Source organism: Paenibacillus sp. J31P13, assembly GCF_056269295.1.
In genome coordinates, this window is sequence record NZ_JBWDNR010000003.1 from 648941 (window position 1) to 672250 (window position 23310).

Consider the following 23310-nt stretch of genomic DNA (forward strand, 5'->3'; position numbering starts at 1 on the left):
TGCATAGCCTACTTCCAGACACGTTCCGTGTAACCGCGAGCTTTGATTTCAGCGTTGTATTCTTCAATGATTTTCGCGCCGCCGCGATCCATATACTCTTTCACTAGTGCATCCCAATCGGATATAGGGCGATTTCCAGTAATCATCTTGGTTTGTTCATTCATCAACAGCAGTGTTAATTCCGCACCAACTTCTGTTTCTTTTGGTGAGATAATGCCTACATGAGGCGGATAATACAGCTTATATTTTTTATTAATATCAACGAGCTGTTGCGTAGCATCAACTAGTTTTGGCTCCGTATAAGCGAGAGGGAACTCGGCATCGTCACTAGCCGAAACCCAGCTTGTGCTATCAATAAAGTACAAGAAAGGCTCTGTACCGCTGCCTGGTTCTGTCAAAGGCACACGTACTTTGTTCTCGTCGAGCGTATAGCCAACGCCTTCATTTCCATAGAACCAGTCAAAGTCCTTATTATCAGATGAGTTTTTGGAAGCTTGATAATATTGACGAGAGAATCCGTGAATTTCCAGCATTTTGCGAACCTTGTCTGGTTTGTCAGCCAGATTAGCATTCAATGTTAAAAATCTGGAGAAGCCCGGACCAGCTGCGAAGCCTTTGGAGCCATCTGGAGCCTCAAAGGGATCAAGAACAACGAATTCTGCTTTTGGATCAATGGCAAGCAATGCTGTCATGTAATCTTGTGACATTCCGCGAGGAGCCATTAGAAATACGCCTGCTTTGCCGGAATAGAACTCATTATTTGTGTCAGCCCAATTGACTACAGCAAAGTCTCCCGTAATTGCTTTTTCTTTATAAAGGTCGTTAAAAGTTTGAATAAGTTCTTTTCTTCCTTCAGAGATCAATCCAGGAATATAGTTTCCATTAGCGTCTTGGTGATACCAAGTGTCATGCTGCCAGTAAGGTCCCATAGCAAATGTCGGGTTAATGTTTTGTCCGATTGCAAGACCATACGTGTCATTTTTGCCGTTTTGATCGGGATCATCTTTAGTGAAGGCAATGGCAACTTTCTTAAGCTCTTCATAGCTTGTAGGTGTTGGAAGATTCAAGTTATCCAGCCAATCCTTGCGTACCATGAATGATTGTGATTCAACAGGGGACCAGGTTGGAATGCCATAAATTTTGCCGTCAACCGTGAACGGCAGCCATAGCTCCTCAGGGATGCTCTTTAAGTAATCAAATTCCTCGATATAATCATTGAGTGGCAGGAATGCTTGTTGCTTAGCCCAACGATTGAATAGATCCGTGTTGGCAGAGCGGAAGCTGATTTGATCCGGCATATTGCCGCCAGCGACCATAGCCGTGACTTTTTCAATAAAGTTATCATTCGGAATCTTCTCTGCAAAATAGTCAACATTAAACTTTTCATTTAACATTTTCTGTCCGCGGCCGTCTTTCGGCGGCGGATTACCAAAGATATACGTCACGCCTGAAATCTTATATTTTTCTTCAGGCTTTTCCGTTGCAGGAGCACTTGTTTCGCCGCCATCCGGCTTTTTAGTCTCTGCTGGTGCGGGAGTTTTCTCCTTATTAGATGAACAAGCAGTCATGAAAACTAAGAGCAATGCAACTAAGAACATGGTCGATTTCTTGAAATTCATTGAATAGATCCCCTCCGATAATTTGGAATGTACGCAAATCATTTTGAATCGCAAAACGTTTAATACCATAAACCTAGCCCTTCACGGAACCGATCATCACCCCCTTGGCAAAATGCTTTTGTAGAAAGGGATAGACGACCAATATGGGCAATGTAGCTATGAGAATAGCAGCCATCTGAATCGTTGCGGGAGGTGGTGGGTTTTCCAGCTGCAGCATAACGTCCGCTCCGAGGGTAGATGTAGCTTCATTCATAATGACGATTTGTCTCAATACAACCTGAATCGGCCATTTGGCTGCATCATTTAGGTATAGAATTCCTTCAAAATATTTGTTCCAGTGACCTACAGCATAGAAAAGCCCGAAGGTGGCTAATGCCGGTTTGGATAACGGAAGAATAATTGACCAGAATGATCGCAGTTCATTGGCTCCATCGATGAGTGCAGCTTCGTTCAGCTCACTAGGAATGCTAAGGAAGAACTGCCTGATTACAATAAGGTTGAAGGAGCTGATCGCACTTGGAATGATCAAAGCCCAGATCGAGTTCATCAAGCCGGTTGCTTTTACAACGAGATAGACCGGGATCATACCCGCGTTGAATAGGATAGTGAAAATAACTAATAGCAAGATGAATCTCTGTCCCAGTACATTGCGGGTAAGTCCGTAAGCCATCGTTGCAGTCAGAATAAGACTTACAGCCGTACCGAGCACGGTAATGTAGATGGTTACAAATATAGAGCGAATAAAATGATTGGAAGCAAAAATTGCATTGTAGGAATCGACAGCCCAATTCGTCGGCCACAGAATGAAATCCTTTAGGAGCACATCCTGTAGAGAAGAGAAGGACACGGAAAATATGTGTATGAAGGGAAGCAGCATTAAGCCTGCAATAAGGGTTAAAAAGATGTAATTGAGTGAATCGATTATTTTGTCCGACCATGTTCTTTTGTTCATAAAATGATTTCGCCTTCTTCCTAGTCCAGAATCATTTAAACCGATTAATACAATCCTTCTTCTCCAGAGCGTTTTGCCAATTTATTCGCTGCTAGAACTAGCACGAGACCTACCAAACCTTTGAACATCCCCACCGCTGTCGCAAAGCTGATATTACCCTGCTGAATACCTTTGAAGTAAACATAAGTATCCAAAACGTTTCCGTGATCCATATTAAAGGGATTCAGCATAAGGAAGATTTGCTCAAAGCCAGTATCCATAACATTGCCTAGTCTTAAAATGAAGAGAATAATAATGACGCTGCGAATAGCCGGCAAGGTAACATGCCACAGCTGTCTCCAACGGGATGCGCCATCGACACGCGCAGCTTCGTACAGCTGGGGATTAACACCCGCTAGTGCTGCTAAGAAAATAATGGTTCCCCAGCCGGCTTCTTTCCAAATAGACTGAATGATTATGATAGGTTTGAAAAATGCAGGATTGGTTAGAAAGTCTACTGGTTCTATATCGAATCTGGCTAGAACGGAATTGATTAAACCGTCTCCACGCATGAAAACGACGAAAATCCCGACGACAACGACCCATGATAGGAAATGGGGTAAATAAATCATGGATTGAATCAATCGTTTATACGTTTCGTTCCGAAGTTCATTTAGCATGAGCGCCAAAATAATAGAAACAGGAAAGGCGACAAAGATTTGCAGCAATGATATTTGTATGGTGTTCGAAAGCACGCGGACGACTTCACCATTCGCAAACATGTGTGTAAAGTGCTTTAAGCCGACCCAATCGCTTTTGATAAATCCAGCGAAAGGATTATAGTCTTGGAAAGCAATTACAAGACCGGCCATGGGTACATAACGATAGATGATGAAATATAAAATACCGGGAAGAAGCAATAAATAGATATAGCGTTCTCTTTTCATTCTGTTTAATAAATTGCTCACGATAGCCCCACCTCATAATACCTGTATTTTACCTGTATTCAAATTAACCCATATCGTTAAAGGTGTCAATCATCAAAACGATATTTTTTATTATTCTTGACTATATGCAGGTCGGTATGTATACATGTAATATACACGTATACATCTTTTGTGATGTGTATGATTCAAAGGAGGAGGGATAATGTTGCAAGCAGGATGGAGAAGAAAGGTCTTGTTGCTATTATTGTGTTTCTTTTTAACGGTATTCTCTTTTGCAGGTGTTCCACAGGGCGTACGCGCCGAGGCTATTCCGGGTAAGACAATGGAACTTGTTAATGGGGGCTTTGAAGAAGCAGCCGTTAACGGAGTAATCCCAGGGTGGACACAGATTTTGGGTATGGGTAAGAATGGTACGCTATCGATAGATTCAGCACAAAAGAATAGTGGCAATAGCAGTTTGAAATTGAATGATCAGGACAATGTCAATTTCGCTGCCGAGAGTGTTAAGGCAGCAGTGGAAGCGGAACGCGAGTATACAGTCACATCTTCCGTGTACATTGCAAGCGGTTCAGTCCAGCTGCAGCTTCGCTTTTATGACAGCGCCAACAAGTTGGTCACAGGCGGAACTGTCGTTCATGATCCCAATTTTCAGGCAGCACCGATCAATGTGTGGCAAACGATAGAGATAACTGCTGCCGCGCCAGCAGGAGCAGCTTATGTAACCGTAGTTTTAGCCTCACCCAAAAACGGGAAGGGGATCAGCTATTGGGATGATGTGAATTTGAAAGAAGTTGATGAGAGTGGACCAGGCGAAGGGGGGCCTGATCCGGTAGAGCCAGAACCTTTGGTGCTAACGATGGTTAATGGCGGGTTTGAAAAGCCGGCAGCGGCTAGCGAGATCATTCCAAACTGGAAAATCGTATCGGGACAACCATCTGTAAGCACGGACAATAAACGAATGGGGGAGAAGAGTCTTTACGCCAGTATGGACCCTACCGCCGGGAATAGTGCTATTAACATAGAGTCCGGTTTGATAGATGTAGAAGAGAATGCGACCTATACGCTTTCAGCAGAGGTCTTCTTAGAAGCGGGAACGATGGAAGGTCTGTATGTCTATGTATACGACAAGGATGGCGTTCAGCTCAAGAGTGGGTCAGGGAGCAGCTTTCAAGCTTACTTAAATGCGACAACTGATCATGAAAAGTGGAAATATTATGAGCGATCATTTACAGTGCCGCAAGGCGGGGTCAAGCTGAAGGTCTCTCTCATTACGGGTGCTAAGAGAGCTTTTCAATTCTATTTAGACGAGGTTAGTGTGATGAAGCAGGTGTTGAACGGTAATATGGAGCAGCCAGCAGTGAATGGGGAGATTCCGGGTTGGAGCAAGGTGAAGGCGACTGATGCCTCATCCTTTTCCATTTCCAATGAACGTGCCAATAGCGGAAGCAGCAGTCTCCATCTTCAAAATACTTCCGGCACTTTTTTGAATGTGATAAGCGAACTGGTCCCGGTTGAGGCTGGCGCAACATACACCGCGGCTGCTCGTACGTGGATTGAGAATGGCTCATCCGATATGTATGTTCGTTTTTTTGACGCGGAGCGTAATTACATCAGTAAGCAAGCATGGAATATTGTATCAGAACCAACGGATGTATGGTTCGATCAATATGTAACAGCCGTCGTGCCGGAAGGGACACAGTACGCGGCTATTATGTTCGCAGGCAGCCCAAGCAAGTCCTTCTCCTATTTTGTGGATGATGTGGCGCTGCTTCGCGGCCAGCATGAGGTTCCAGAGATTCCTCTTCCGAATGATTCGATTACGATCGTCGGTGAAGACTTAGGGGCTCAAATACGCAAAGCAACCTTAATGCGCGGAGCAGTCGGACAGGATGGAGAAGGCCGAGATGTCATTTATTCCGTCGTGGCGGGTGCGCCTGCTATTTTCACCATGATAGATCTTGCTACAGAGAAAGTTGTGAAAAGCATGCCGATGCCAGACACATCTGGTGCATGGTCTGTTACGGTATCAAGCGATGGTTCCGTGTACCTCGGAGCGTACAATCTTGGCTTGCTCTATCGCTACATTCCGTCTACGGACGAGTTGATTAACTTGGGACATCCGCTATCCACAAAGGATTCCGTACTCTATCCCATGGCTGCTGGCTTGGACGGTATGATGTATGGCAGTACTTATCCGACGGCAGATTTATATCAATACAATCCGTTGACGAATGAATTCAAAAACTACGGAACGATGTCAACATTGTCGGGCGGTGAACGGTGGACTCGTGTCGTGGCGTATGATAAAGAGACACATAAAATTTATGCTGGTGTCGGCAACGTGCCTCGATTGTTGGAATACGATCTAGCGACAGGCGCGAAGCGTGACCTGCTGCCAGCTGGTTTTGAAAACATTGTTTCAGTTTATGATTTGAACATTGCCGGAGGCAAGCTATTCGCTCGCAAGGAAGCGAACAATGCCAATGAAACGTTTGTCATCGATATTGAGACTGGGGATTTGCTTGAGGTTACGAATGCGGATACAGGAGTAACGTCAACGTTGTTCACTAATTTCTCGCGCGGTGTATCCCCTGTATCCCCTATTGCGAATATGATTTATTTTGCAGGAACGGGTGGACAATTATTTGAATACGATCTAGATACCGATACTTATCATTCACTTGGCGCTTCCATTGAGGGAGCGGCAATCGGCTATGACTTTGTCGAGTTAAACGAAGAAGGCTTCCCTGGCTACAGTCTGGTTGGTTTATCCGGCAACTCGGGTAAGCTGTACAAGTATAATCTGGAGACGGGAAATGTAAAGCTGACTGACGTTCAAGTGCCGGCTGAGCCTGTCAATATTCATGAAATCACAAAGGGCCCTGACGGGAAAATATATACAGCTGGTTACTTGCAGGGAAACCTTGGCGCCTACACTCCTACAACTGGGGAGAGTATGTACTTTGAAGGAATTGGTCAAGGGGAAGGAATGACATCCATTCATAACAAGCTGTATTTGGGTGTTTACCCTAATGCAAGCATCTATGAGTATGATCTGTCAAAGCCTTGGAATCGAACAAATTCGAGTGAACTTAATCCAGATCGTTTGTTTACCTTGAATGGCTTGAATCAGGATCGGCCTTTTGGTATGGGTGGTGCTGAGGATTTGAACAAGTTATTCGTCGGTACGGTTCCGAAAAACGGAATGCTAGGCGGCGTATTAGCGGTTTATGATTTGGAAGCTGGCGGAGAGCCGGAGCTGTATGAGGATGTTGTTTCCGATCAGAGTATTCTTTCATTCGCTTATAAGAATGGGCTGCTATACGGCGGGACATCAATCCACGGCGGACAAGGCGGCGTGCCGACTGCGAAAGAAGGCGTGCTGTTCATCTGGGATGTTGTGAAGAAAGAGAAACTGTTTGAGATTGTTCCGGTTCAAGGCAAGCAGGCTATTACCGCTTTGCATGTTGGACCAGACGGCAATATTTGGGGACTTGCCAATGGCGCTTTATTCATCTTTGACATTGAATCACGTCAAATTATTCATAGCGACAATGCATTTCCTAATGCGAAAGGACGTTGGATTGACGGTTCAATGGAAACAGGGAGCGATGGGAATGTCTATGCAACGGTTGGCGGCTCCTTCTTCAGAGTAGACGCAGCTACCAAGGAAATGACGGTGCTTGCTTCTGGAGTCCGTAAGCTTGCACAAGATGATTTCGGCAGCTTCTATATGTTCACTGATCCGGAGAGCCCGAACCTTTATAAATATTCCATACCGGAGCTCTTGCTGAAGCTAACAGGTGTTGAACTGTCCACAGAAGCAATAAGTATTGAAGCGGGTAAGCAGACCGTGCTTTCATTGAAAGGCTTGCTGGAAAAGGGGCGTTCAACGCAGGAATTATCCGGCGCTGTCAAAGTATACAGCAGCAGTCAACCATCGGTCGCTGAAGTCGATAGTAATGGTGTGGTACATGCCAAGCAAAGTGGCACAACTCAAATCACGGTGCAGGTTACACTGGATGGCATTACCGTTAATTCTGCACCTATTGAGATTGCTGTTGTTGGAGGGGGCTCAGACGGGGGCAACCCTGAAACGCCAGGAGTAGTAATTCCACCTGTGAAACCAGAGGAGCCAGAGAAGCCGAAGGAGCCGGAAACACCTGAGGTTTCCCTGACGGATATAACGAATCACTGGGCAGAGGCGCTGATTAAACAAGCGGTGAGCCGTGGATTTATTAAGGGCTATGGGGACGGTTCATTCCGACCCAATAACAAGGTAACTCGTGCTGAATTGGCTGCCATGCTAGGCAGAGCACTGGATTTCAAAGCTGATGCTGATCATAGCGACTTTGCAGATGCTGGCAACATACCAGTATGGGCGAGGCCTTATGTGGAGCAGTTAGTTCAGCAGTCAGTCATTAGCGGTTATGAGGATAATACATTCCGCCCAATGGCGGAGATGACTCGCGCAGAAGGCATCGTCATGATCGTTCGAAGCCTTAAGCTGCCGAAGGCTCAGAATGCCGAGCTGTTGTTTGCAGATGCAGAGGATGTTCCGAGCTGGGCCAGAGCAGAAATAGCAGCTGCAGTGGAGGCAGGTCTCATTCAAGGTCGCGAAGGCAACCGTATTGCTCCTCAAGATACGATTACAAGAGCGGAAATGGTAGCCTTGTTAATGAGAATGTTAGGCTTAATAGAGAAGTAAAAGCATCATAGGGTAGGCGTATTCTTAGTCGGTACTTATGAATTGCCAGAAAGCCAGAAACCTCTTATGAGTGTTTCTGGCTTTTTTGCTATTTTTTTGTTGAGAAATGAGTTCAGGCGAGAAGCTGCATACGGGTAATCGGTATTTTTTCTTCCTGATAGGTGTGTGTTTATAGGCATGATTCGAATGAATGAATTCCGTAAATAAACGAAGGGACACTGACATAATTATAGTAGTGTTGTTTTATAAAATGATACAGTATTGGCTTATAAGGCAGGCATTAGCGGACATAGGATACTCTATTTGTACGAATAAGCATGAAATGTCGTACTTCTGGACATAGGATCCTTTATTTGTGGAAATTCAAAGGAAAGAGGGTCATTTTGAGGAGATAGCGGATCATATGTCCGCAAATCCACTTAACAGACGGGTAAATATCAAAATAGCGGAACTACGGTCCGCTCCAGCCGAATAGATGAGATTCTTTCGTCTACCTACTCACCTCAAGCAGCAATAAAATCCGTCAACGCACGCTTACTCTCTCTAAGCAGTAATAAATTCTGTCTACGCACTCATACTCACTTCAAGCTGCAATCAATTCTGTCTACGCACTCATACTCACTTCAAGCAGCAATCAATTCCGACTACGCACTCCGACTCACTTTTAAGTAGCAATAAAATCTGTCTACGCACTCATACTCTCTTCAAGCAGCAATAAATTTCGTTTACCTACGCTTACTCTCTCCAAGCAGCAATAAATTTCGTTTACGTACGCTTACTCTCTTTAAGTAGCAATCAATTCTGTCTACGCACCCGTACTCACTCCAAGCAGCAATCAATTCCGTCTACGCACTCTACTTCCTCCAAACAGATAAATTCCGCCTACGAGCTATTGAGTAAGCAGCTTCCTAATCTGAACATCCTTATCGGTATGTTCTTTCTTGCCTAATTGAGTATAAAGCTTTAACAAAATCTTGAACAAGGAGTGATGTCCATGAAAAAATCGAGGAAACTCGCTATAGTAGTTGTCTTGATGTTCATTGCTCTCGGTGTAGCTGTACTCATTTTTGCAAATAAATTAGAAAGAGGGTTGCCTTGGAAGAAGGAGGCATTTGAAAATCACGGCCTCAGCAATAGTGAATATCAAAAGTATATGACGAAGGCTTCTTCACAAGAGCAGATCGCAGCGATAAGAAAGCTGGAAAGGGATCATAGTATGGGGCTGGGTGTGTGGAAGAGGGACGCGCTATTAATAGTTGGAGAATTGCCGAGGGATACAAGACGCCTGAAGCTTGATGATGCGAAGAGGATAATAGCAGCAAACAAGGATGAAAATACGATAATTAATGCATTTAATTATATAGCGGGTGCCCCTGATTGGGAAGGCGGCAGCGGCATTCATCGGATCATTTATTTTTTGGACGATGAGCGAAAAGAGGCTATATATATGATGTTAAATCATATTTCATATGTGATTACGAGTAAGAACGGGGAGCAAAAGGTGGAACCGTTAGGAGTATCTACAGGCACAGTGGATGGTGTGGAGCAGCAGTCTTTTGATTACAAAATTGAAATGCAATCGGAAAAGGTCGGCTGGGCGTATTCGATTGATATTCCAACGAAAGAGAGAATTTTGTATACAGAGGATGGCGGCAATATTTGGTCAGATGTAGAGGTGGAATCGAAAATATTGTCTCAGATCCAGCAGGTCATAACGCTAAAAAAAAGCATTTGGCTTCTGTATAAGGATAAGGCGAGCGGTAAAATCAAACTTATCCATTCCATAGATCAAGGGAAGAGTTGGGAAGCAATCGATTTGCCTAAGCTAAAGGGGCATAACGCTGATATATACTGGCTGGATGAGCAACATGGTTGGTTGAAAAATACATATGCGGCGGGACAGAGTTATCATTTTGCGGATCTGTATGGAACCAAAGATGGCGGGGCGACGTGGACATTGCTTGCCCATAATGACAGTTTGCCTGAAAAGGGGATTAAGGAAGGTATATCCTTTGCGAATGAGTTTAAAGGCTGGATTAGTTCAAATGTATTGACGGAGACAGATCCATGGCTTTACGGTACAGTTAATGGAGGAATTAGCTGGAATAAGGTGCAGCTTCCTCTACGGGAAGGGGAGCTCCAGCAAGAGCTGGTGCCTTACTTGGTAGGAAAGGTTCAGTGGTTTAAAGGATCTGAAGTGGTCAGTGTGACGGCTCCCTGTCAAATGAATTCATGTGTCTATGTGTTCCAAAAACGGAGTCAGTCGCTAGAGTGGTCGAATGTCTCGAAACGAATGATTCAATCGGAGACAGAGGCAATAAGTGAAGTTCATTTTGTAAGTCTTGAGCAAGGATATTTTCACGATTCGATTCGTTTATATTTAACTAACGACAGCGGCCTGAAGTGGAAAGAAATCGAAGTCAATAGGATCATGTCTGATCCTTCATCTATTAAATCTGTAATTAAGGATGCACAATTTGTTGACGATGAGAATGGATGGGTTATTATTGAAGCTAATGATGTGCAGCAGGTTTACAAGACAGAGAACGGCGGGGAAAGCTGGAGTAGATAATAGCTGTAACGAAGATTCATTATGGTTGCTAATGTTCAGGAGGACCTATACATGATAAATATTTATATCGTGAGGCATTGTAAAGCGGATGGACAATCGCCTGATGCGTCTTTGACAGATTTGGGCAAGGAACAAGCTCATCGTCTTGCCGAGTTTCTTTTGCCGAAAAATATTGAGTCTATCATTTCAAGTCCCTTTGCAAGAGCTTATGCTACGGTAATGCCATTAGCGAATAAGCTTGGGATGGAGATTGTTTTAGATGATCGTTTGATGGAAAGGGTGCTTTCGGGGTTAGATCATCCTGATTGGCTGGATATGCTTCGTCAAACCTATGATGATTTGGATTTATGCTATGAGGGGGGAGAGTCGAGTCGAGTGGCCATGACCCGTGCCGTCGCTGTACTGGAGGAAGTCATTCATAGCGGCTATCGAAATGTTGTGCTCGTTTCACATGGCAACCTCATCTCACTGCTCTTGAAGCATTTTGATGAGCATGTGGGATTTAAGGAATGGGGAGCCATTTCTAATCCTGATGTGTTCCATCTTACTTATACAAAGGATACGCATAAAATTGCACGGATTTGGAACGACTAACCGCCGAGAGAAGAGAAATAAATATGGATTCATTCTTTTTGTTAATAAGAGCTTCTGCTAATACCATTCCAATTGAAGTCTTTCGCTATATGCAGCGAAAGGCTTTTTGGTATGAACTTATATTGAAACAAGCATGATTACACCCTAATTTTTAGGGCAATCAGCCAGCCTCTACTTTGACAATGGTTTTTATTTATATAAAAAATGGATACTCGCGTAATGAAAGTTAACGCATACTATTTTCATAAAAACGTTACCATTTTTAAATTATACATTAATATCCAATGATAGCGGAACCAAAAAAGGTTGAAAAATGTTCAACCTTATTTTTTGATGCGTTTACTCCTACAATAGTAATATATTAACCAAACACAACACCTTGACGGGAGGAAACATCACATGAGAATCATCTACCTAGACATTGACTCACTTCGTCCAGACCATATGAGCTGTTACGGATATAATCGTCCAACTACACCAAATATCGATAAAATTGCAGCGGAGGGCATGATTTTCAATAGCTGCTATACAGCTTCCTCGCCTTGTGTACCTTCCAGAGCAAGCTTCATGTCCGGACGCTTCGGCATACATCACGGGGCATTAACGCACTGGGGTCCAGGCGGAGAGTTCTATTACCCTGAGGGGGATGGACATAGTGAGGAAGTTCCTTTCTTTACAAGACATATACGTAAGGCTGGTTATAAAACAGTAACGTTCTCCTCATTTGGAGATCGGCATCATGCATGGTGGTATTTCGCAGGCTGGAGCGAGGTGCATACGCACTCACTCAAGGAAGGCAATGAAAATGCAGATGAAGTTAACGCATCGGTTATTCCATGGCTGAAGCAGCATGGCAAAGAAGAGGACTATTTCTTGCACATTCAATATTGGGATCCGCATTCTTTCTATACCTATCCCATTGAATATATGGAGCAATGGAAGGACTCACCGGTGAAAGCATTCCCGGATGAAGCGACGATTGCGGCACAGCAAACAGACAGCTTCCCGCGCTCAGCAAAATTTCTGCACTGGGGAGATAAGTACCCAGCGACGATGCCGGGACAAATCGCGAATCGTGCGGATTACAAGCATGTAATCGACGGCTATGACGGCGGCGTTAACTACATGGATAAATATGTAGGCGAGCTGCTTGAAACATTGCGAGAGCTAGGTATCGAGGATGAGGTATGCTTCGTCATTAGCGCAGACCACGCGGAATCAATGGGTGAGCAAGGCATTTATATTGAGCATCCAAGTGCAACAGAAGCTGTTCATCACATTCCTTTGATCTTTAAGGCGCCAGGCATTACACAGCCAGGAGCAAAGGTAGATGGCTTCGTGTACAACGTTGATGTTATTGCGACGATTACCGATATGCTAGGACTAGAGGTACCATCAGGCTGGGACGGCAAATCATTCCTTCCGGCATTGAAGGGCGAGCATTGGCAAGGCAGAGATTACTTGGTTATGGACCATGCGCTCTATGTATGCCAGCGTGCAGTACGTGATGAGAAATGGTACTTTATCCGTACCTATCACCAAGGCTTGTATCTCAATTTCGAACCGGTAACGTTGTACGATATGGAAAATGATCCGAATCAGCTGCATAACGTGGCTAGCGAATATCCAGAAATCGTGAAGGAAATGGATCATCGACTTCTCCAATGGATGCATGAGCAATCGAGCAAGAAGGACTATAAGGTTGATCCGTTGCAAAAAGTTATTGAAACCGGACCATGGAAATATTTAAGCGCTGACGATTGGATTCGCAAGCTTGAGCGCAATGGCGCGAAGGAAGAGGCAGCAGTATTGCGCAATAAATATAAATCGGAAGCGCTCCAGCCGGCATATGACGGTTAGTATTAGAAAACAGCAACTCAGAAGGAGATTAATGTAATGAAAAAAATCCCAAACTGGCTACTAACCGTCATCTCTATCGCAATAGGCCTTATTGTATGGTATCTGATATCATCGATCCCATCGGTTGGAGCGATAATTACAACGCCAGGTAAAGTGTTAAGTACTTTTTTCAAAGAAGTGGAAAGCGGTCGGATGTGGACCAACGTATCGACCAGTCTACTTCGTGTTCTTGGCGGCTTCTCATTAGGCTTACTGTTTGCGATACCTGTTGCCTTCGCAATGGCATGGTACTCACTCGTTCGCGCAGTTTTTGACCCATGGATTCAATTTTTCCGGACGATTCCACCGATTGCCTTAATCCCGCTCGTAATCGTATCGCAGGGTGTTGGTGAGTCTGCTAAAATTTCAGTTATTTTCGTAGCTACGTTTCTAGTTATGGTTATCTCGATTTTCCAAGGGGTACGCAACGTTGATCCAACCTTAATCCGTGCCGCTAGAGTGCTTGGCGCTAAGGATAAAGATATTTTCTTAGAGGTTATCGTTCCCGCATCCTTCCCTTACATTCTTGTTGGTGTTCGGCTTGGTCTTGCGGCAGCGTGGACAACGCTTGTTGCAGCAGAGCTTACAGGCGCTAACAAGGGACTCGGCAATATGATTATGGAAGCAAGCTTATACTTCCGTATGGATGTCGTTATTCTAGGTATCGTAGTGATTGGTATAATCGGACTTGCAATGGATAAATTCGTATTGTTTCTGGAGAGGAGACTAACAGGATGGCAGGAAATACGGCAAAGCTAGAAAACAAGGTCATTAATCCCCAGCATGCAAATGAACAAATCAAAATTGAGATTAAAGGTCTCAACAAAGTATATAAAACACGTACAGGTGAGACCATCGCACTTCAAAATACAGATTTAACGATTAAAAATAATGAATTTGTATGCGTCGTAGGCCCAAGCGGCTGCGGTAAAACAACACTGCTTAACATCATTGGCGGGCTAGAGGAATCTACCTCTGGCTCAGTCAAGGTCGAAGGCGTTGAAGTGAAGGGACCAGGCAAGGAGCGCGGCGTAGTATTCCAGCAATATGCGCTTTTCCCTTGGAAAACGGTTATCAAAAACGTAGAGTTTGGACTCAAGCTTCGCGGCTTAAGCAAACAAGAACGCCGTGCCAAAGCGGAGCATTACTTGGAGCTTGTCGGTCTGAAAGACTTTGCTCATGCTTATCCGAAGGAGCTCTCAGGAGGTATGAAGCAGCGTGTTGCGATAGCAAGAGCCTATGCGGTAGAGCCTGAAGTGCTGCTTATGGACGAACCTTTCGGAGCACTGGATGCTCAAACGAGGGCACAGCTTCAAGAGGAGCTGCTCAAAACATGGCAGAAGGAAAAGAAAACGTGCTTCTTTATTACGCATGATGTAGAGGAAGCGGTTATCTTAGCTCAACGTGTTATCATTATGAGTGCTCGTCCTGGTCGAATTAAAGAGATTATCGATGTAGATATTCCGTACCCAAGAGATCAGTCAACGAAGCTCGATGAACGATTTATTGAGATTAAAAACGAAATTTGGTCGAAAGTGTACCGCGAGTATCTTGAAGTATCCAAATAATCGGGTTTAACCTAGCGAAAGCTTGGGCCACATATATGATTGGGGAGGGCATTATCTATGAATAACAGCTTCAGATTATTACCGAAACGTTCGTTGGCAGCAGTTTTACTAAGCATGACACTTTTGTTAAGTGCTTGTGGAGCTGGAGGCAACAACAATGCAAAAAATGACTCGACGGTTACAAATCCGGAGGAAAGCAAAACAGAAGTGAAAGTAGAAACGATTAACTTCGCGTACATGCCGAACATGGGCGGAGCTGCTCCAATAGCGATTGGTGAAGAAAAAGGATTTTTTGAAGATGCAGGTATTAAACTGAATGCTGTTAAATTTTTGAGCGGTCCTCCAGAATTCCAAGCGATGGCTTCAGGCGATATTGATATTGCTTATATCGGTCCAGGAGCAACATTCCTATCTGCTCAAGGTCAAGGTAACATCATTGGTCTCGTAAGTCTTGGTAAAAGCGACATGGTCTTTGCAACTAAGAAATCCGGAATCAAAGAATGGAAAGATCTAAAAGGCAAAACAGTTGGTGTTCCAAAAGGAACCTCAGGTGAGATGGTACTTAACCTTGGTATCGAAAGTGCGGGCTTGAAGCCTAGTGATGTTAATATCATCAACATGGATGTTGCGGGAGCAGTTACGGCATATGTAGCTAATAAAGTTGATGCGGTTGCCATTTGGTCTCCTTATACGACAGAAATTGAGAAGCAAGTCGGTAAAGAGAACATGATCAAGCTCGGCGACAACAGCAGCTTCTATCCGGAATACAGCTTCCCAGCGAGCTGGGTTGTAAGCCCGAAATTTTTGAAAGAGAAGCCGGAATTGGTTGAAAGATTTATGAAGGCTATGGCGAAAGTTACAGATTACAAAATCAGCAACATCGACGAAGCCGTTAAGCTAACTGCGGCATACACACAAGTTCCTGAAGATAGCTTGAAACAAGAGCTTGACTCGATTGATTGGATTGACAGTAAAGAATTGGTTGAAGTATTCAATGACGGATCTGCTGTTAAATGGTTCGATAATTTGCAAAAGCTATTCGTAGCAAATGAGAAGCTGGATAAAGCTGTACCTTCCGCAGACTTCTTGACTACGGAACCAGCTATCAAAGCCATCCAAGAATAGAAGAGAGTCATAATGAAAGAAGCTGAGCTTATGGTCTGATGACCATAAGCTCAGCTTCTTTTCCTTTATAAACGCTTGCGGCGGTTACGCTCCCAATTTCAAAGACTAAGCACCGCCGCCAAGCCGGTTCTGGATAAATGAGGTTACATTAAGCTCTCGAAGCAGCGCAGTAACCTCTTTCGTCCGTTTTTTATCGAATTTTTTGAGAATCATATTGATTTGCGTCTTGATCGTGGACAGCTCAACTTGACGCTCCTTCGCGATTTGAGCAATCTTCATATCCTTAAGCAGTAAATTTAGAACAGCCAGCTCAGACGGTGTCATCTGCGACAGCAGCAAGGTTGCAGCCATAAGCGCCTCTTGATTACGTCTAATACGGGAAAATTCATTTTTAATTTTATAGGCAACTTCAGGCCGAACCTGAACAAGCCCGGACTGAGCGGAACGTATGCTTTGTATGATTGCTTCACTTGTGCTTGTCTTTAACACATAATCAACTGCGCCTGTATCGAATGCGCTGAATATGGTTTCTTCATCCTCATGCACAGTTAAAAAAATGATTCGCGTATCCGGATACTGCTCCAGCACCTTCTGGGCAGTCATGATACCGTCATGCTTTACGTCCATTTCAATATCCATCAGAATAATATCTGGAGCGCCCAGCTCGGACACAAGACGGAGAACTTCCTTGCCGCTCGATGCTTGTCCAATGACGTCCATATCCTTCTCATGACTAATCAATTTGCAGAAATGCTCTCTTAATACGTCCATATCCTCTGCTACAATGATGCGAATGAGCTCCGTGATGTTCCTCACCTTTTCTTAATATCTGTATTTAATTGATACAACGGAATAATAAGCTGGAATGAGCTGCCCATCTCCGGTTTGCTTTCTACATGAATACGTCCGTAATGGGCTAGTACAATGTGCTTCACATAGGATAGACCTACGCCCCAGTTCTTGGTTGTATTCTTATTGGTAACAAAGGGATCAAAGATATCATCAATCATATGCATCGGTATACCAGGTCCATTATCGTTGATCTTTATGATGACCCAGTGATCTTCCTTGTAGACCAGCAGCTGAATTTGTCCGCCATAGTCAGCATTAATGGCTTCAATGGCATTAATGAGCAAATTGTAAATAGCTTCCGACATGGAGGTGAAGTCGGCTAATATCATCGTAGATGGATCTGGCAGTTCTGTTTTAATTTTAACATTTTTTTGTACAGGCTTAATACGATCCAAGGAATGCTCGATGATGGTATGAATCAACTGCGGCTTCAATTGAAGTTGATTGGTTTTGAATGATTTGTAGAGCTGGTCTAGTCTGCCAAGAGTGGTATTAACGATTTCATCTGCTTTTGCAAGCGGTGCTCCAATAGGCTGCGAGTTGGCGCTTTCAGATGCTTCAAGCGCCTCAGATGCTTGTCTTACTAGAAGCTGGATCATAATAAGCTGATTTTTGACAGCATGAGTGAATACTTGTGCGCCCATATTCGCAGTATCCAGCTTACGCCTCAGCATAAGATCATCTTTACCCATCTTTAATTCAATTTCAGTATAGCGCCATACCGAGTAAATACTGATGAGCGACAATATGCCTGTGAATCCTATGCTTAGATACCAACCCGTTATGGTTAATGGCGGGTTGAAATTCGAAAAGTCTGAGTAGAGCACATAAAACGTTCGAATATCAAACACTTGAAGCGGTCCCATAAACCCAAGGTAAAAATAAAAGAATGCGAGAGACAGCACACCAAGAATAATAAATCCGCTTTGCCTCTTCGCCCATGGAATGGTTACGGTACGATATTTCCATACCATAATAGAAACGGCGATCAAGGCGGAGAGGACAATCCAGCCCCGTGTAACCCAGCCAATAATGAAAGTATGATCGCGATCCATTAAGGTAAGTGCTTTTTTGTAAATAACCGGATCATAGAAAATGAGATTAGCAAGTGCAGGGATGAAGCTAATGATATGAATTTTCCAATTGCGCCAGAAAGGGCGATAGGACATCAAGGAGACAGAAAGTCCAATTAGGCTGAAAATAAAGATAGACCTTCCTGTCGTAATAATTCGACTGATGCCCTCGATCTTAATCGGTAAATTCAACAGCATATTGCGAATGGAATCGTTGAAGAATAATACGATGTTGACCCGGTAGTAAAATCCTCCATACTTCGCAATAAATAGAACAAGGCCAAACATACTTAAAAACCAGCCTACTAGAACAAAACCCATCCAATAAGCAGAAGGATTCCGTGCTTTCATAATGAATAATGTGACCGCCGCTAGGATGAGTATGATAAGCAATATTGTCATGGGGTCTCCTTGTCTATGCCTATACTTTATCCCTTTATTATAGGTCATTTCGGCTGCTATCACTAGACATTTTCGGTGTATCCCGCATTCATACAGCTTGATTTAATCGTTATTACAAGCGAAATGAGATCGTTTACAGGCAAAAGCTTAATAAAGTAATAAATTGACATACAAACATTAGTAATGGTAAATTATAAGTATTCATAGTAAAAAAGTTGGTTTTATATTTTGGCTTTTTGAGAACTCATACAATTATTAAATAGGGAGAGATAATAATGGCTGTTCAAACGTTCAAAGCGACTGCACACTTACAAGACGGAGTTAGGGTCATTACTAAAGCCAGACAATTTGAGTTGATTATTGATGAACCGAAGAGCTTAGGTGGAACAGATACAGGAATGAATCCCGTCGAAGCTTTACTTGCTTCATTAGGTGCATGTCAGTCTATTGTTGCTAGAGTTTATGCACCTAAGTTTGGGGTCACGCTCAATGATTTCCGTGTGGAGGCGGAAGGCGATCTTGATCTTGATGGTTTCTTTAATAAGTCTGACGTCCGTCCAGGCTATTCCGATATCCGTTATACCTTCATAATCAAAACGGATTCTCCCAAAGAAAAAGTTGAGGAGTTTGTACAGTTCTTGGAGAGCAAATGTCCAGTTGGAGACACGATTGCTAATCTTGTGAATCTTAAATTAGATCGTATTGTTATTGAGAATTAATAGTCAACGTAGAACAAAAACCCGAATGATGAACACTTTAAGGAAAAGTGTGCGTCATTTGGGTTTTTTTATGAATAACTATCTTGAATACCTGCGCTTCTTACGAAAAGGCCTAGTCAATTTCCGTGTTGTACCCGTCGATCTCTTTCGGGAGTTTTTCTTTTTTCTGCTTAACAATCTTGACCTCGAAATGGTAGAGAGATCCTCGATCACGGTTAATGCCGTAGGTGAAGAGGAGATGTCTGATGTTTCGCTCACAAGTGTACCCTTATGATGACGTTCGAGAATCGGCAATAGCGCATCGGGTTCGAAATGCTTCTCATCCATTTCGGATTCGGCAGCATTTTGGCGTTGTTCCTCAATGTAGTGTGGCTCATCCAGTTGCTCAGATGCGATTAGATTCATCTCAACCTCAGTGATAGGCTTCTTCACTACTAGTAAATGATACATAATTTGATAAGCGACGTTCAGTTGTGATTGGCGCAGCAGCATTAGCTCGATATCCTCATATAAATTTCCGTATTGAGGGAAATAAAAAAACTCCATACGAAGCAGACGTAAATCAATGGTGGATTCTACTTGCTGTTGTTCCATGAGCGGCCATTTTTTTTGCCAAGATAATAGATACTCAGCAGGATTTAGAGGGGAGCTAGGGTGATTTGTCCAATATCTCGGAAGATGCTCATTAAATGGCTGTCGATAGAGAGGATGAACCATATGAGATGTCACATGTGCATACGGCGCAACAATGCATACAATTGCTTTATGTCTGCAAACTCGATAAATTTCCTCCATTACGGATTGCAGATCGGACACGTATTGCAAGCTGTGAGAAGCCATTACGAAATCTACTGTATTCGTTTGAAGTGGAAACGGTTGATAAAGGGCTTCAATGGGGATGACGGTTTCTGCTGCATGATCTGCGACGAGGCTATCTGGTTCTTCATTTAATCCATATCGTAACTCCAGCCTCATTCTCATCACTCCGTTCACAATTGTTCTGTTGTCTGTATCCTATTCAACCGGAACAAGTGTCGTATCGGCATTCATCCTTGTATATGTACCCAAGTTGTCAGCCAAATGGATTCGGATTAATAGAGAGGAATATTTTAATCTCTCATTCTTCAATTGATACTGATTATCATTATTGATATAATGGAGAGTGGTTAATTAATCGAGATTACTATTATTGTTGTTTGGGATAGGCTAAGGGGGTGTATGCCATGAATCGTTCAGATAAGCCGAGAACGGATTTGTTGCAGACAAGGAACTATATGGAGCAGCATTTTGATGAGCCGTTGTCCGTTGATCAGTTGGCTATGATGGCCAATATCAGTCCGAAATATTTTGTGGACTTATTCAAGAAAACGTATGGGCAAAGTGCAATGGATTATTTGACTGATCTGCGGATTAACCGAGCGAAGCGATATTTGGTTGAATCAGACTATCTGCTGCGGGAAATTGCTCAGAAGGTGGGCTACAGTGATGAATTTTATTTTAGCCGAAAGTTCAAAAAAGAGGTCGGAGTATCACCATCTGCTTTCGTTAAAAATCCGAAACAGAGAATTGCGGCTTATTCTCCTTCTATAGTAGGGCATCTTTTAGCACTGAATATCATTCCAATTGCAGCACCGTTAGATTCAAAGTGGACTCCCTATTATTATAATGTCTATCAAACACTTATTCAGACTCATCTAAATTATGAAAAATGGAATATGGAGTCAGATAGGCTGATTAGGACGCACCCCGACGCCATAATCGGAAATGACTTTCTGATCGATGATGAAAAACAAAAACTAACTGAAATTGCTCCCAGCTTATTTGTCTCCGTCAAGGGAACAAAGTGGAAGGAACAGCTTCGTGAGATCGCTTTGTTTGTTGGTCGGGAGGAAGGTGCCCGCTCGTGGATTAGATGTTATGAGCAGAAAGCTGCGCTAGCGCAGAGGCAAATAGCAGGAGCAATTGGAGCAGATACATTTATGGTGCTTCGTGTATATGGAAATGCACTGCATATGTATGCTAACGCAGGTATTCATGATGTCTTATATCAGGATTTGCAATTGTCAACTGCTTACGCTGAGGAACAGTATTATAATAAAGAACTGACACTAGAGCAGCTTGAGGAATTTAATCCGGACCGAGTATTGATATTGGTTTGTCCTGAAGCAGCGTCGAGGGCTTATTGGTTATCGCTTCAGCATGCCCCCATCTGGCGCAGGCTTAAAGCTGTGCGGAAAGGCCAAGTCTATCTTATTCCTTCTGATCCATGGTTTGAGTATTCGGCAACCGCTGTAAATCGGATGCTGGATGAAATGCTTCTTCTCTTTACAGGATATTGTCCAAACTCACTCATGGATATAGTCCATGGCGACACCTATGAGCATCGTTTATAATTTCCTAATTGAGAAACATTATCACAGGAGGAGATTTTACATGCTTCATAGCTCAAAATCAGTATTAAAAGGTATAAAATTCAGCGGGCTTGCCATGCTCATAATCGTATTGACTATGGGTCTTCTGGCTGCTTGCGGCAATAACAATACCGCAGGTTCTGCTGCGCCAAATCAAGAGTCAGCAGCGCCTGCTGAAACAAAGTCACCTGAGATCGTAGAAGAGAAACCGGAGGAACCGACTACTCGGGTCGTGAAGGATGAGCTTGATCATGAGCTGACTATACCTGTTAAACCATTAAAAGTTTTTGCTCCTTATATGGAGGATTCCTTGCTTAGCTTGGGTGTGCTGCCAGTTGCGCAATGGGCGAATGGTGAACGCGTCCAAAATTATTTACAGGATCAGTTAAAGGATGTGCGAAAAGCTAGCTTTACTGGCGGAATGCCTCCATCACCAGAAGCAGTAATGGCCTTCGAACCTGATCTTATTATTTTGCATACAGCGTCTTATGCCAAAAACGGAGTCTATGAAAACTATTCGAAGATTGCTCCTACGTATGTGTTTAATAATGCAGCAGGTGATTTAGAAGGTTCTATTTCAAAGCTAGGAGATTTGCTTAATAAGAAGAGCGAAGCAGAGACAGCACTGCAAGCTTATAAACAAAAAGTCGATGAGGCCAAAGTGAAGCTTGCTCCCGCTATAGAGGGGAAAAAGGCTGCGTTAATTAATTTTAATGGGAAAGGCATGTTCCTTATTGGAGGCAATTATTTTGGGGGTTATGTTCTCTCGCATGAGTTGGGGATGGGAAAGAGCAAGCTAGTTGAGACGGAGAATAGCGTCGATGTGTCACTGGAAATCGTGCCGGAGATTGATGCTGATTATATCTTTACGATTAATTATGGAGGCAGTGGCTCAGCCTTCTTGAAGGAATTAACAGAAAGTCAAATTTGGAAGAGCATGCCTGCTGCAAAAAATGGTCATGTGTATGAGGTGGACGATGAATACTGGACGGGCAGCGGATTAATTGCTTATGGAAAAATGATTGATGATGTCGTGGAGTTGCTTGCCCCATGAGTAATGAGACATCTTCTCGTTCCTACACAGCTGCCGGAATCAGTGAACGGGTTCTATACGCCAGCCACAAAGGGCTAGCGTACAAAATTTTGATTGCCAGCCCCAAAGAGGAGCCGCCTGAGCATGGATATCCTGTCATTTACGCGCTTGATGGTGATGCCGTATTTGCCACACTGGCAGAGGCTGCACGTCTGCAAACACGTAAACCTCATGGTTATGATCCTGTCGTTATTGTAGGGATAGGCTATCCATCAGGGGAGCCGTTTGATATGGATCGACGCTGCTATGATTTCACCATGCCTGCCCAAGTTGAGAACTTGCCAGTTCGACCGAATGGAATGGAATGGCCTGAACATGGAGGGGCCGATGCATTTCTTCATTTTATAGAAATGGAGCTTAAGCCTGAGATCATGCAGCAATTTCCGATCGATTGTAAGCGACAAACGATTTTCGGACATTCACTGGGCGGTTTATTCGTTCTTCATGCTTTATTCAGCAGCCCGCAGGCTTTCCAAAACTATGTGGCAGGAAGCCCGTCTATTTGGTGGAATGCCCATGCGGTGCTTGAAGAAATAGCTGGTTTTAACGTTTTTTTGGAGAGACAAACAGACCATAAACCGCGTCTTATGCAAACGATAGGTGCAGATGAGCTTCTTCATATGGTGGAAGATGCAGAGGAGCTGGCTGCAAGATTACTGCCGCTTGCAACGGAGGGATTTCATTCGGAAATCGTTAAGTTCTCGGATGAGGGTCATGTGAGTGTGTTGCCGGCAGCTATTAGCAGAATGTTGAAATTTGCATTAGCGGCAAAGTAGAGTCTTATGATTTTAAAGCTA

At 43.6% G+C, this 23310-nt stretch carries 17 protein-coding genes; 11 read left to right on the forward strand and 6 right to left on the reverse strand.

Translation table 11 applies throughout. The features are described from left to right. Positions 1-8: 8 nt before the first annotated feature. From AC0YOD_RS13690 to AC0YOD_RS13700, 3 genes are all read right to left on the reverse strand, one after another. The gene (locus tag AC0YOD_RS13690) at positions 9-1619 is read right to left on the reverse strand and encodes a type 2 periplasmic-binding domain-containing protein (protein WP_475799852.1); all 1611 of its coding nucleotides are present in this window, start codon (positions 1617-1619) and stop codon (positions 9-11) included. Between the two features lie 73 nt (positions 1620-1692). Next, entirely contained in the window at positions 1693-2571 is an 879-nt protein-coding gene (locus AC0YOD_RS13695; RefSeq protein ID WP_475799853.1) for a carbohydrate ABC transporter permease, read from the reverse strand. 44 nt (positions 2572-2615) lie between these two features. Beyond that, positions 2616-3497, reverse strand: coding sequence for an ABC transporter permease (locus tag AC0YOD_RS13700; RefSeq protein WP_475799994.1), 882 nt, complete (start codon positions 3495-3497; stop codon positions 2616-2618). A gap of 202 nt (positions 3498-3699) precedes the next feature. Here AC0YOD_RS13700 and AC0YOD_RS13705 point away from each other — a divergent pair, with 202 nt between their 5' ends. The 7 genes from AC0YOD_RS13705 (at position 3700) to AC0YOD_RS13735 (ending at position 15963) form a co-directional block, all read left to right on the forward strand. After that, the gene (locus AC0YOD_RS13705; RefSeq protein ID WP_475799854.1) at positions 3700-8205 is read left to right on the forward strand and encodes an S-layer homology domain-containing protein; all 4506 of its coding nucleotides are present in this window, start codon (positions 3700-3702) and stop codon (positions 8203-8205) included. A 994-nt stretch (positions 8206-9199) separates the two neighbouring features. Continuing rightward, the gene (locus tag AC0YOD_RS13710) at positions 9200-10777 is read left to right on the forward strand and encodes a YCF48-related protein (protein WP_475799855.1); all 1578 of its coding nucleotides are present in this window, start codon (positions 9200-9202) and stop codon (positions 10775-10777) included. A 51-nt stretch (positions 10778-10828) separates the two neighbouring features. Beyond that, on the forward strand, positions 10829-11371 hold the full coding sequence (locus AC0YOD_RS13715; protein WP_475799856.1) for a histidine phosphatase family protein: 543 nt from the start codon (positions 10829-10831) through the stop codon (positions 11369-11371). A 399-nt stretch (positions 11372-11770) separates the two neighbouring features. After that, positions 11771-13231 carry a sulfatase family protein gene (locus tag AC0YOD_RS13720; RefSeq protein ID WP_475799857.1) on the forward strand — a complete coding sequence of 487 codons (1461 nt, stop codon included), beginning with the start codon at positions 11771-11773 and terminating at the stop codon, positions 13229-13231. A 36-nt stretch (positions 13232-13267) separates the two neighbouring features. After that, a complete protein-coding gene (locus AC0YOD_RS13725; RefSeq protein ID WP_475799858.1) occupies positions 13268-14029 on the forward strand; it encodes an ABC transporter permease in 762 nt (253 codons plus the stop codon). Beyond that, a complete protein-coding gene (locus AC0YOD_RS13730) occupies positions 14005-14838 on the forward strand; it encodes an ABC transporter ATP-binding protein (protein ID WP_475799859.1) in 834 nt (277 codons plus the stop codon). Before AC0YOD_RS13725 ends, AC0YOD_RS13730 begins: the two co-directional genes overlap by 25 nt. Positions 14839-14895: 57 nt before the next feature. Then, positions 14896-15963, forward strand: a complete 1068-nt coding sequence (locus AC0YOD_RS13735) for an ABC transporter substrate-binding protein (protein WP_475799860.1) — start codon at positions 14896-14898, stop codon at positions 15961-15963. A gap of 105 nt (positions 15964-16068) precedes the next feature. On the opposite strand, the gene AC0YOD_RS13740 is transcribed toward AC0YOD_RS13735, so the two are convergent. Both AC0YOD_RS13740 and AC0YOD_RS13745 read right to left on the reverse strand, forming a co-directional pair. Beyond that, positions 16069-16779: a response regulator gene (locus AC0YOD_RS13740; RefSeq protein WP_475799861.1), complete on the reverse strand. Its 711-nt coding sequence runs from the start codon at positions 16777-16779 to the stop codon at positions 16069-16071. After that, a complete protein-coding gene (locus tag AC0YOD_RS13745; RefSeq protein WP_475799862.1) occupies positions 16776-18290 on the reverse strand; it encodes a sensor histidine kinase in 1515 nt (504 codons plus the stop codon). The genes AC0YOD_RS13740 and AC0YOD_RS13745 overlap by 4 nt, the downstream gene beginning before the upstream one ends. Before the next feature lie 275 nt (positions 18291-18565). Here AC0YOD_RS13745 and AC0YOD_RS13750 point away from each other — a divergent pair, with 275 nt between their 5' ends. After that, entirely contained in the window at positions 18566-19009 is a 444-nt protein-coding gene (locus AC0YOD_RS13750; protein ID WP_475799863.1) for an OsmC family protein, read from the forward strand. Between the two features lie 78 nt (positions 19010-19087). Here AC0YOD_RS13750 and AC0YOD_RS13755 read toward each other — a convergent pair whose 3' ends face one another. After that, entirely contained in the window at positions 19088-19984 is an 897-nt protein-coding gene (locus tag AC0YOD_RS13755; RefSeq protein ID WP_475799864.1) for a class I SAM-dependent methyltransferase, read from the reverse strand. A 248-nt stretch (positions 19985-20232) separates the two neighbouring features. Here AC0YOD_RS13755 and AC0YOD_RS13760 point away from each other — a divergent pair, with 248 nt between their 5' ends. The 3 genes from AC0YOD_RS13760 to AC0YOD_RS13770 are packed head-to-tail and all read left to right on the forward strand — an operon-like array spanning position 20233 to position 23289. After that, a complete protein-coding gene (locus tag AC0YOD_RS13760; protein ID WP_475799865.1) occupies positions 20233-21402 on the forward strand; it encodes an AraC family transcriptional regulator in 1170 nt (389 codons plus the stop codon). Positions 21403-21442: 40 nt separating this feature from the next. Further along, the gene (locus tag AC0YOD_RS13765) at positions 21443-22474 is read left to right on the forward strand and encodes an ABC transporter substrate-binding protein (protein ID WP_475799866.1); all 1032 of its coding nucleotides are present in this window, start codon (positions 21443-21445) and stop codon (positions 22472-22474) included. Then, a complete protein-coding gene (locus AC0YOD_RS13770) occupies positions 22471-23289 on the forward strand; it encodes an alpha/beta hydrolase (protein ID WP_475799867.1) in 819 nt (272 codons plus the stop codon). The genes AC0YOD_RS13765 and AC0YOD_RS13770 overlap by 4 nt, the downstream gene beginning before the upstream one ends. Positions 23290-23310 lie beyond the last annotated feature (21 nt).

Coding starts and splice junctions, on each gene's coding strand:
- AC0YOD_RS13690 (WP_475799852.1), bottom strand. CDS start 1,619: ATGAATTTCAAGAAATCGACCATGTTCTTAGTTGCATTGCTCTTAGTT.
- AC0YOD_RS13695 (WP_475799853.1), bottom strand. CDS start 2,571: ATGAACAAAAGAACATGGTCGGACAAAATAATCGATTCACTCAATTAC.
- AC0YOD_RS13700 (WP_475799994.1), bottom strand. CDS start 3,497: ATGAAAAGAGAACGCTATATCTATTTATTGCTTCTTCCCGGTATTTTA.
- AC0YOD_RS13705 (WP_475799854.1), top strand. CDS start 3,700: ATGTTGCAAGCAGGATGGAGAAGAAAGGTCTTGTTGCTATTATTGTGT.
- AC0YOD_RS13710 (WP_475799855.1), top strand. CDS start 9,200: ATGAAAAAATCGAGGAAACTCGCTATAGTAGTTGTCTTGATGTTCATT.
- AC0YOD_RS13715 (WP_475799856.1), top strand. CDS start 10,829: ATGATAAATATTTATATCGTGAGGCATTGTAAAGCGGATGGACAATCG.
- AC0YOD_RS13720 (WP_475799857.1), top strand. CDS start 11,771: ATGAGAATCATCTACCTAGACATTGACTCACTTCGTCCAGACCATATG.
- AC0YOD_RS13725 (WP_475799858.1), top strand. CDS start 13,268: ATGAAAAAAATCCCAAACTGGCTACTAACCGTCATCTCTATCGCAATA.
- AC0YOD_RS13730 (WP_475799859.1), top strand. CDS start 14,005: ATGGCAGGAAATACGGCAAAGCTAGAAAACAAGGTCATTAATCCCCAG.
- AC0YOD_RS13735 (WP_475799860.1), top strand. CDS start 14,896: ATGAATAACAGCTTCAGATTATTACCGAAACGTTCGTTGGCAGCAGTT.
- AC0YOD_RS13745 (WP_475799862.1), bottom strand. CDS start 18,290: ATGACAATATTGCTTATCATACTCATCCTAGCGGCGGTCACATTATTC.
- AC0YOD_RS13750 (WP_475799863.1), top strand. CDS start 18,566: ATGGCTGTTCAAACGTTCAAAGCGACTGCACACTTACAAGACGGAGTT.
- AC0YOD_RS13755 (WP_475799864.1), bottom strand. CDS start 19,984: ATGAGGCTGGAGTTACGATATGGATTAAATGAAGAACCAGATAGCCTC.
- AC0YOD_RS13760 (WP_475799865.1), top strand. CDS start 20,233: ATGAATCGTTCAGATAAGCCGAGAACGGATTTGTTGCAGACAAGGAAC.
- AC0YOD_RS13765 (WP_475799866.1), top strand. CDS start 21,443: ATGCTTCATAGCTCAAAATCAGTATTAAAAGGTATAAAATTCAGCGGG.
- AC0YOD_RS13770 (WP_475799867.1), top strand. CDS start 22,471: ATGAGTAATGAGACATCTTCTCGTTCCTACACAGCTGCCGGAATCAGT.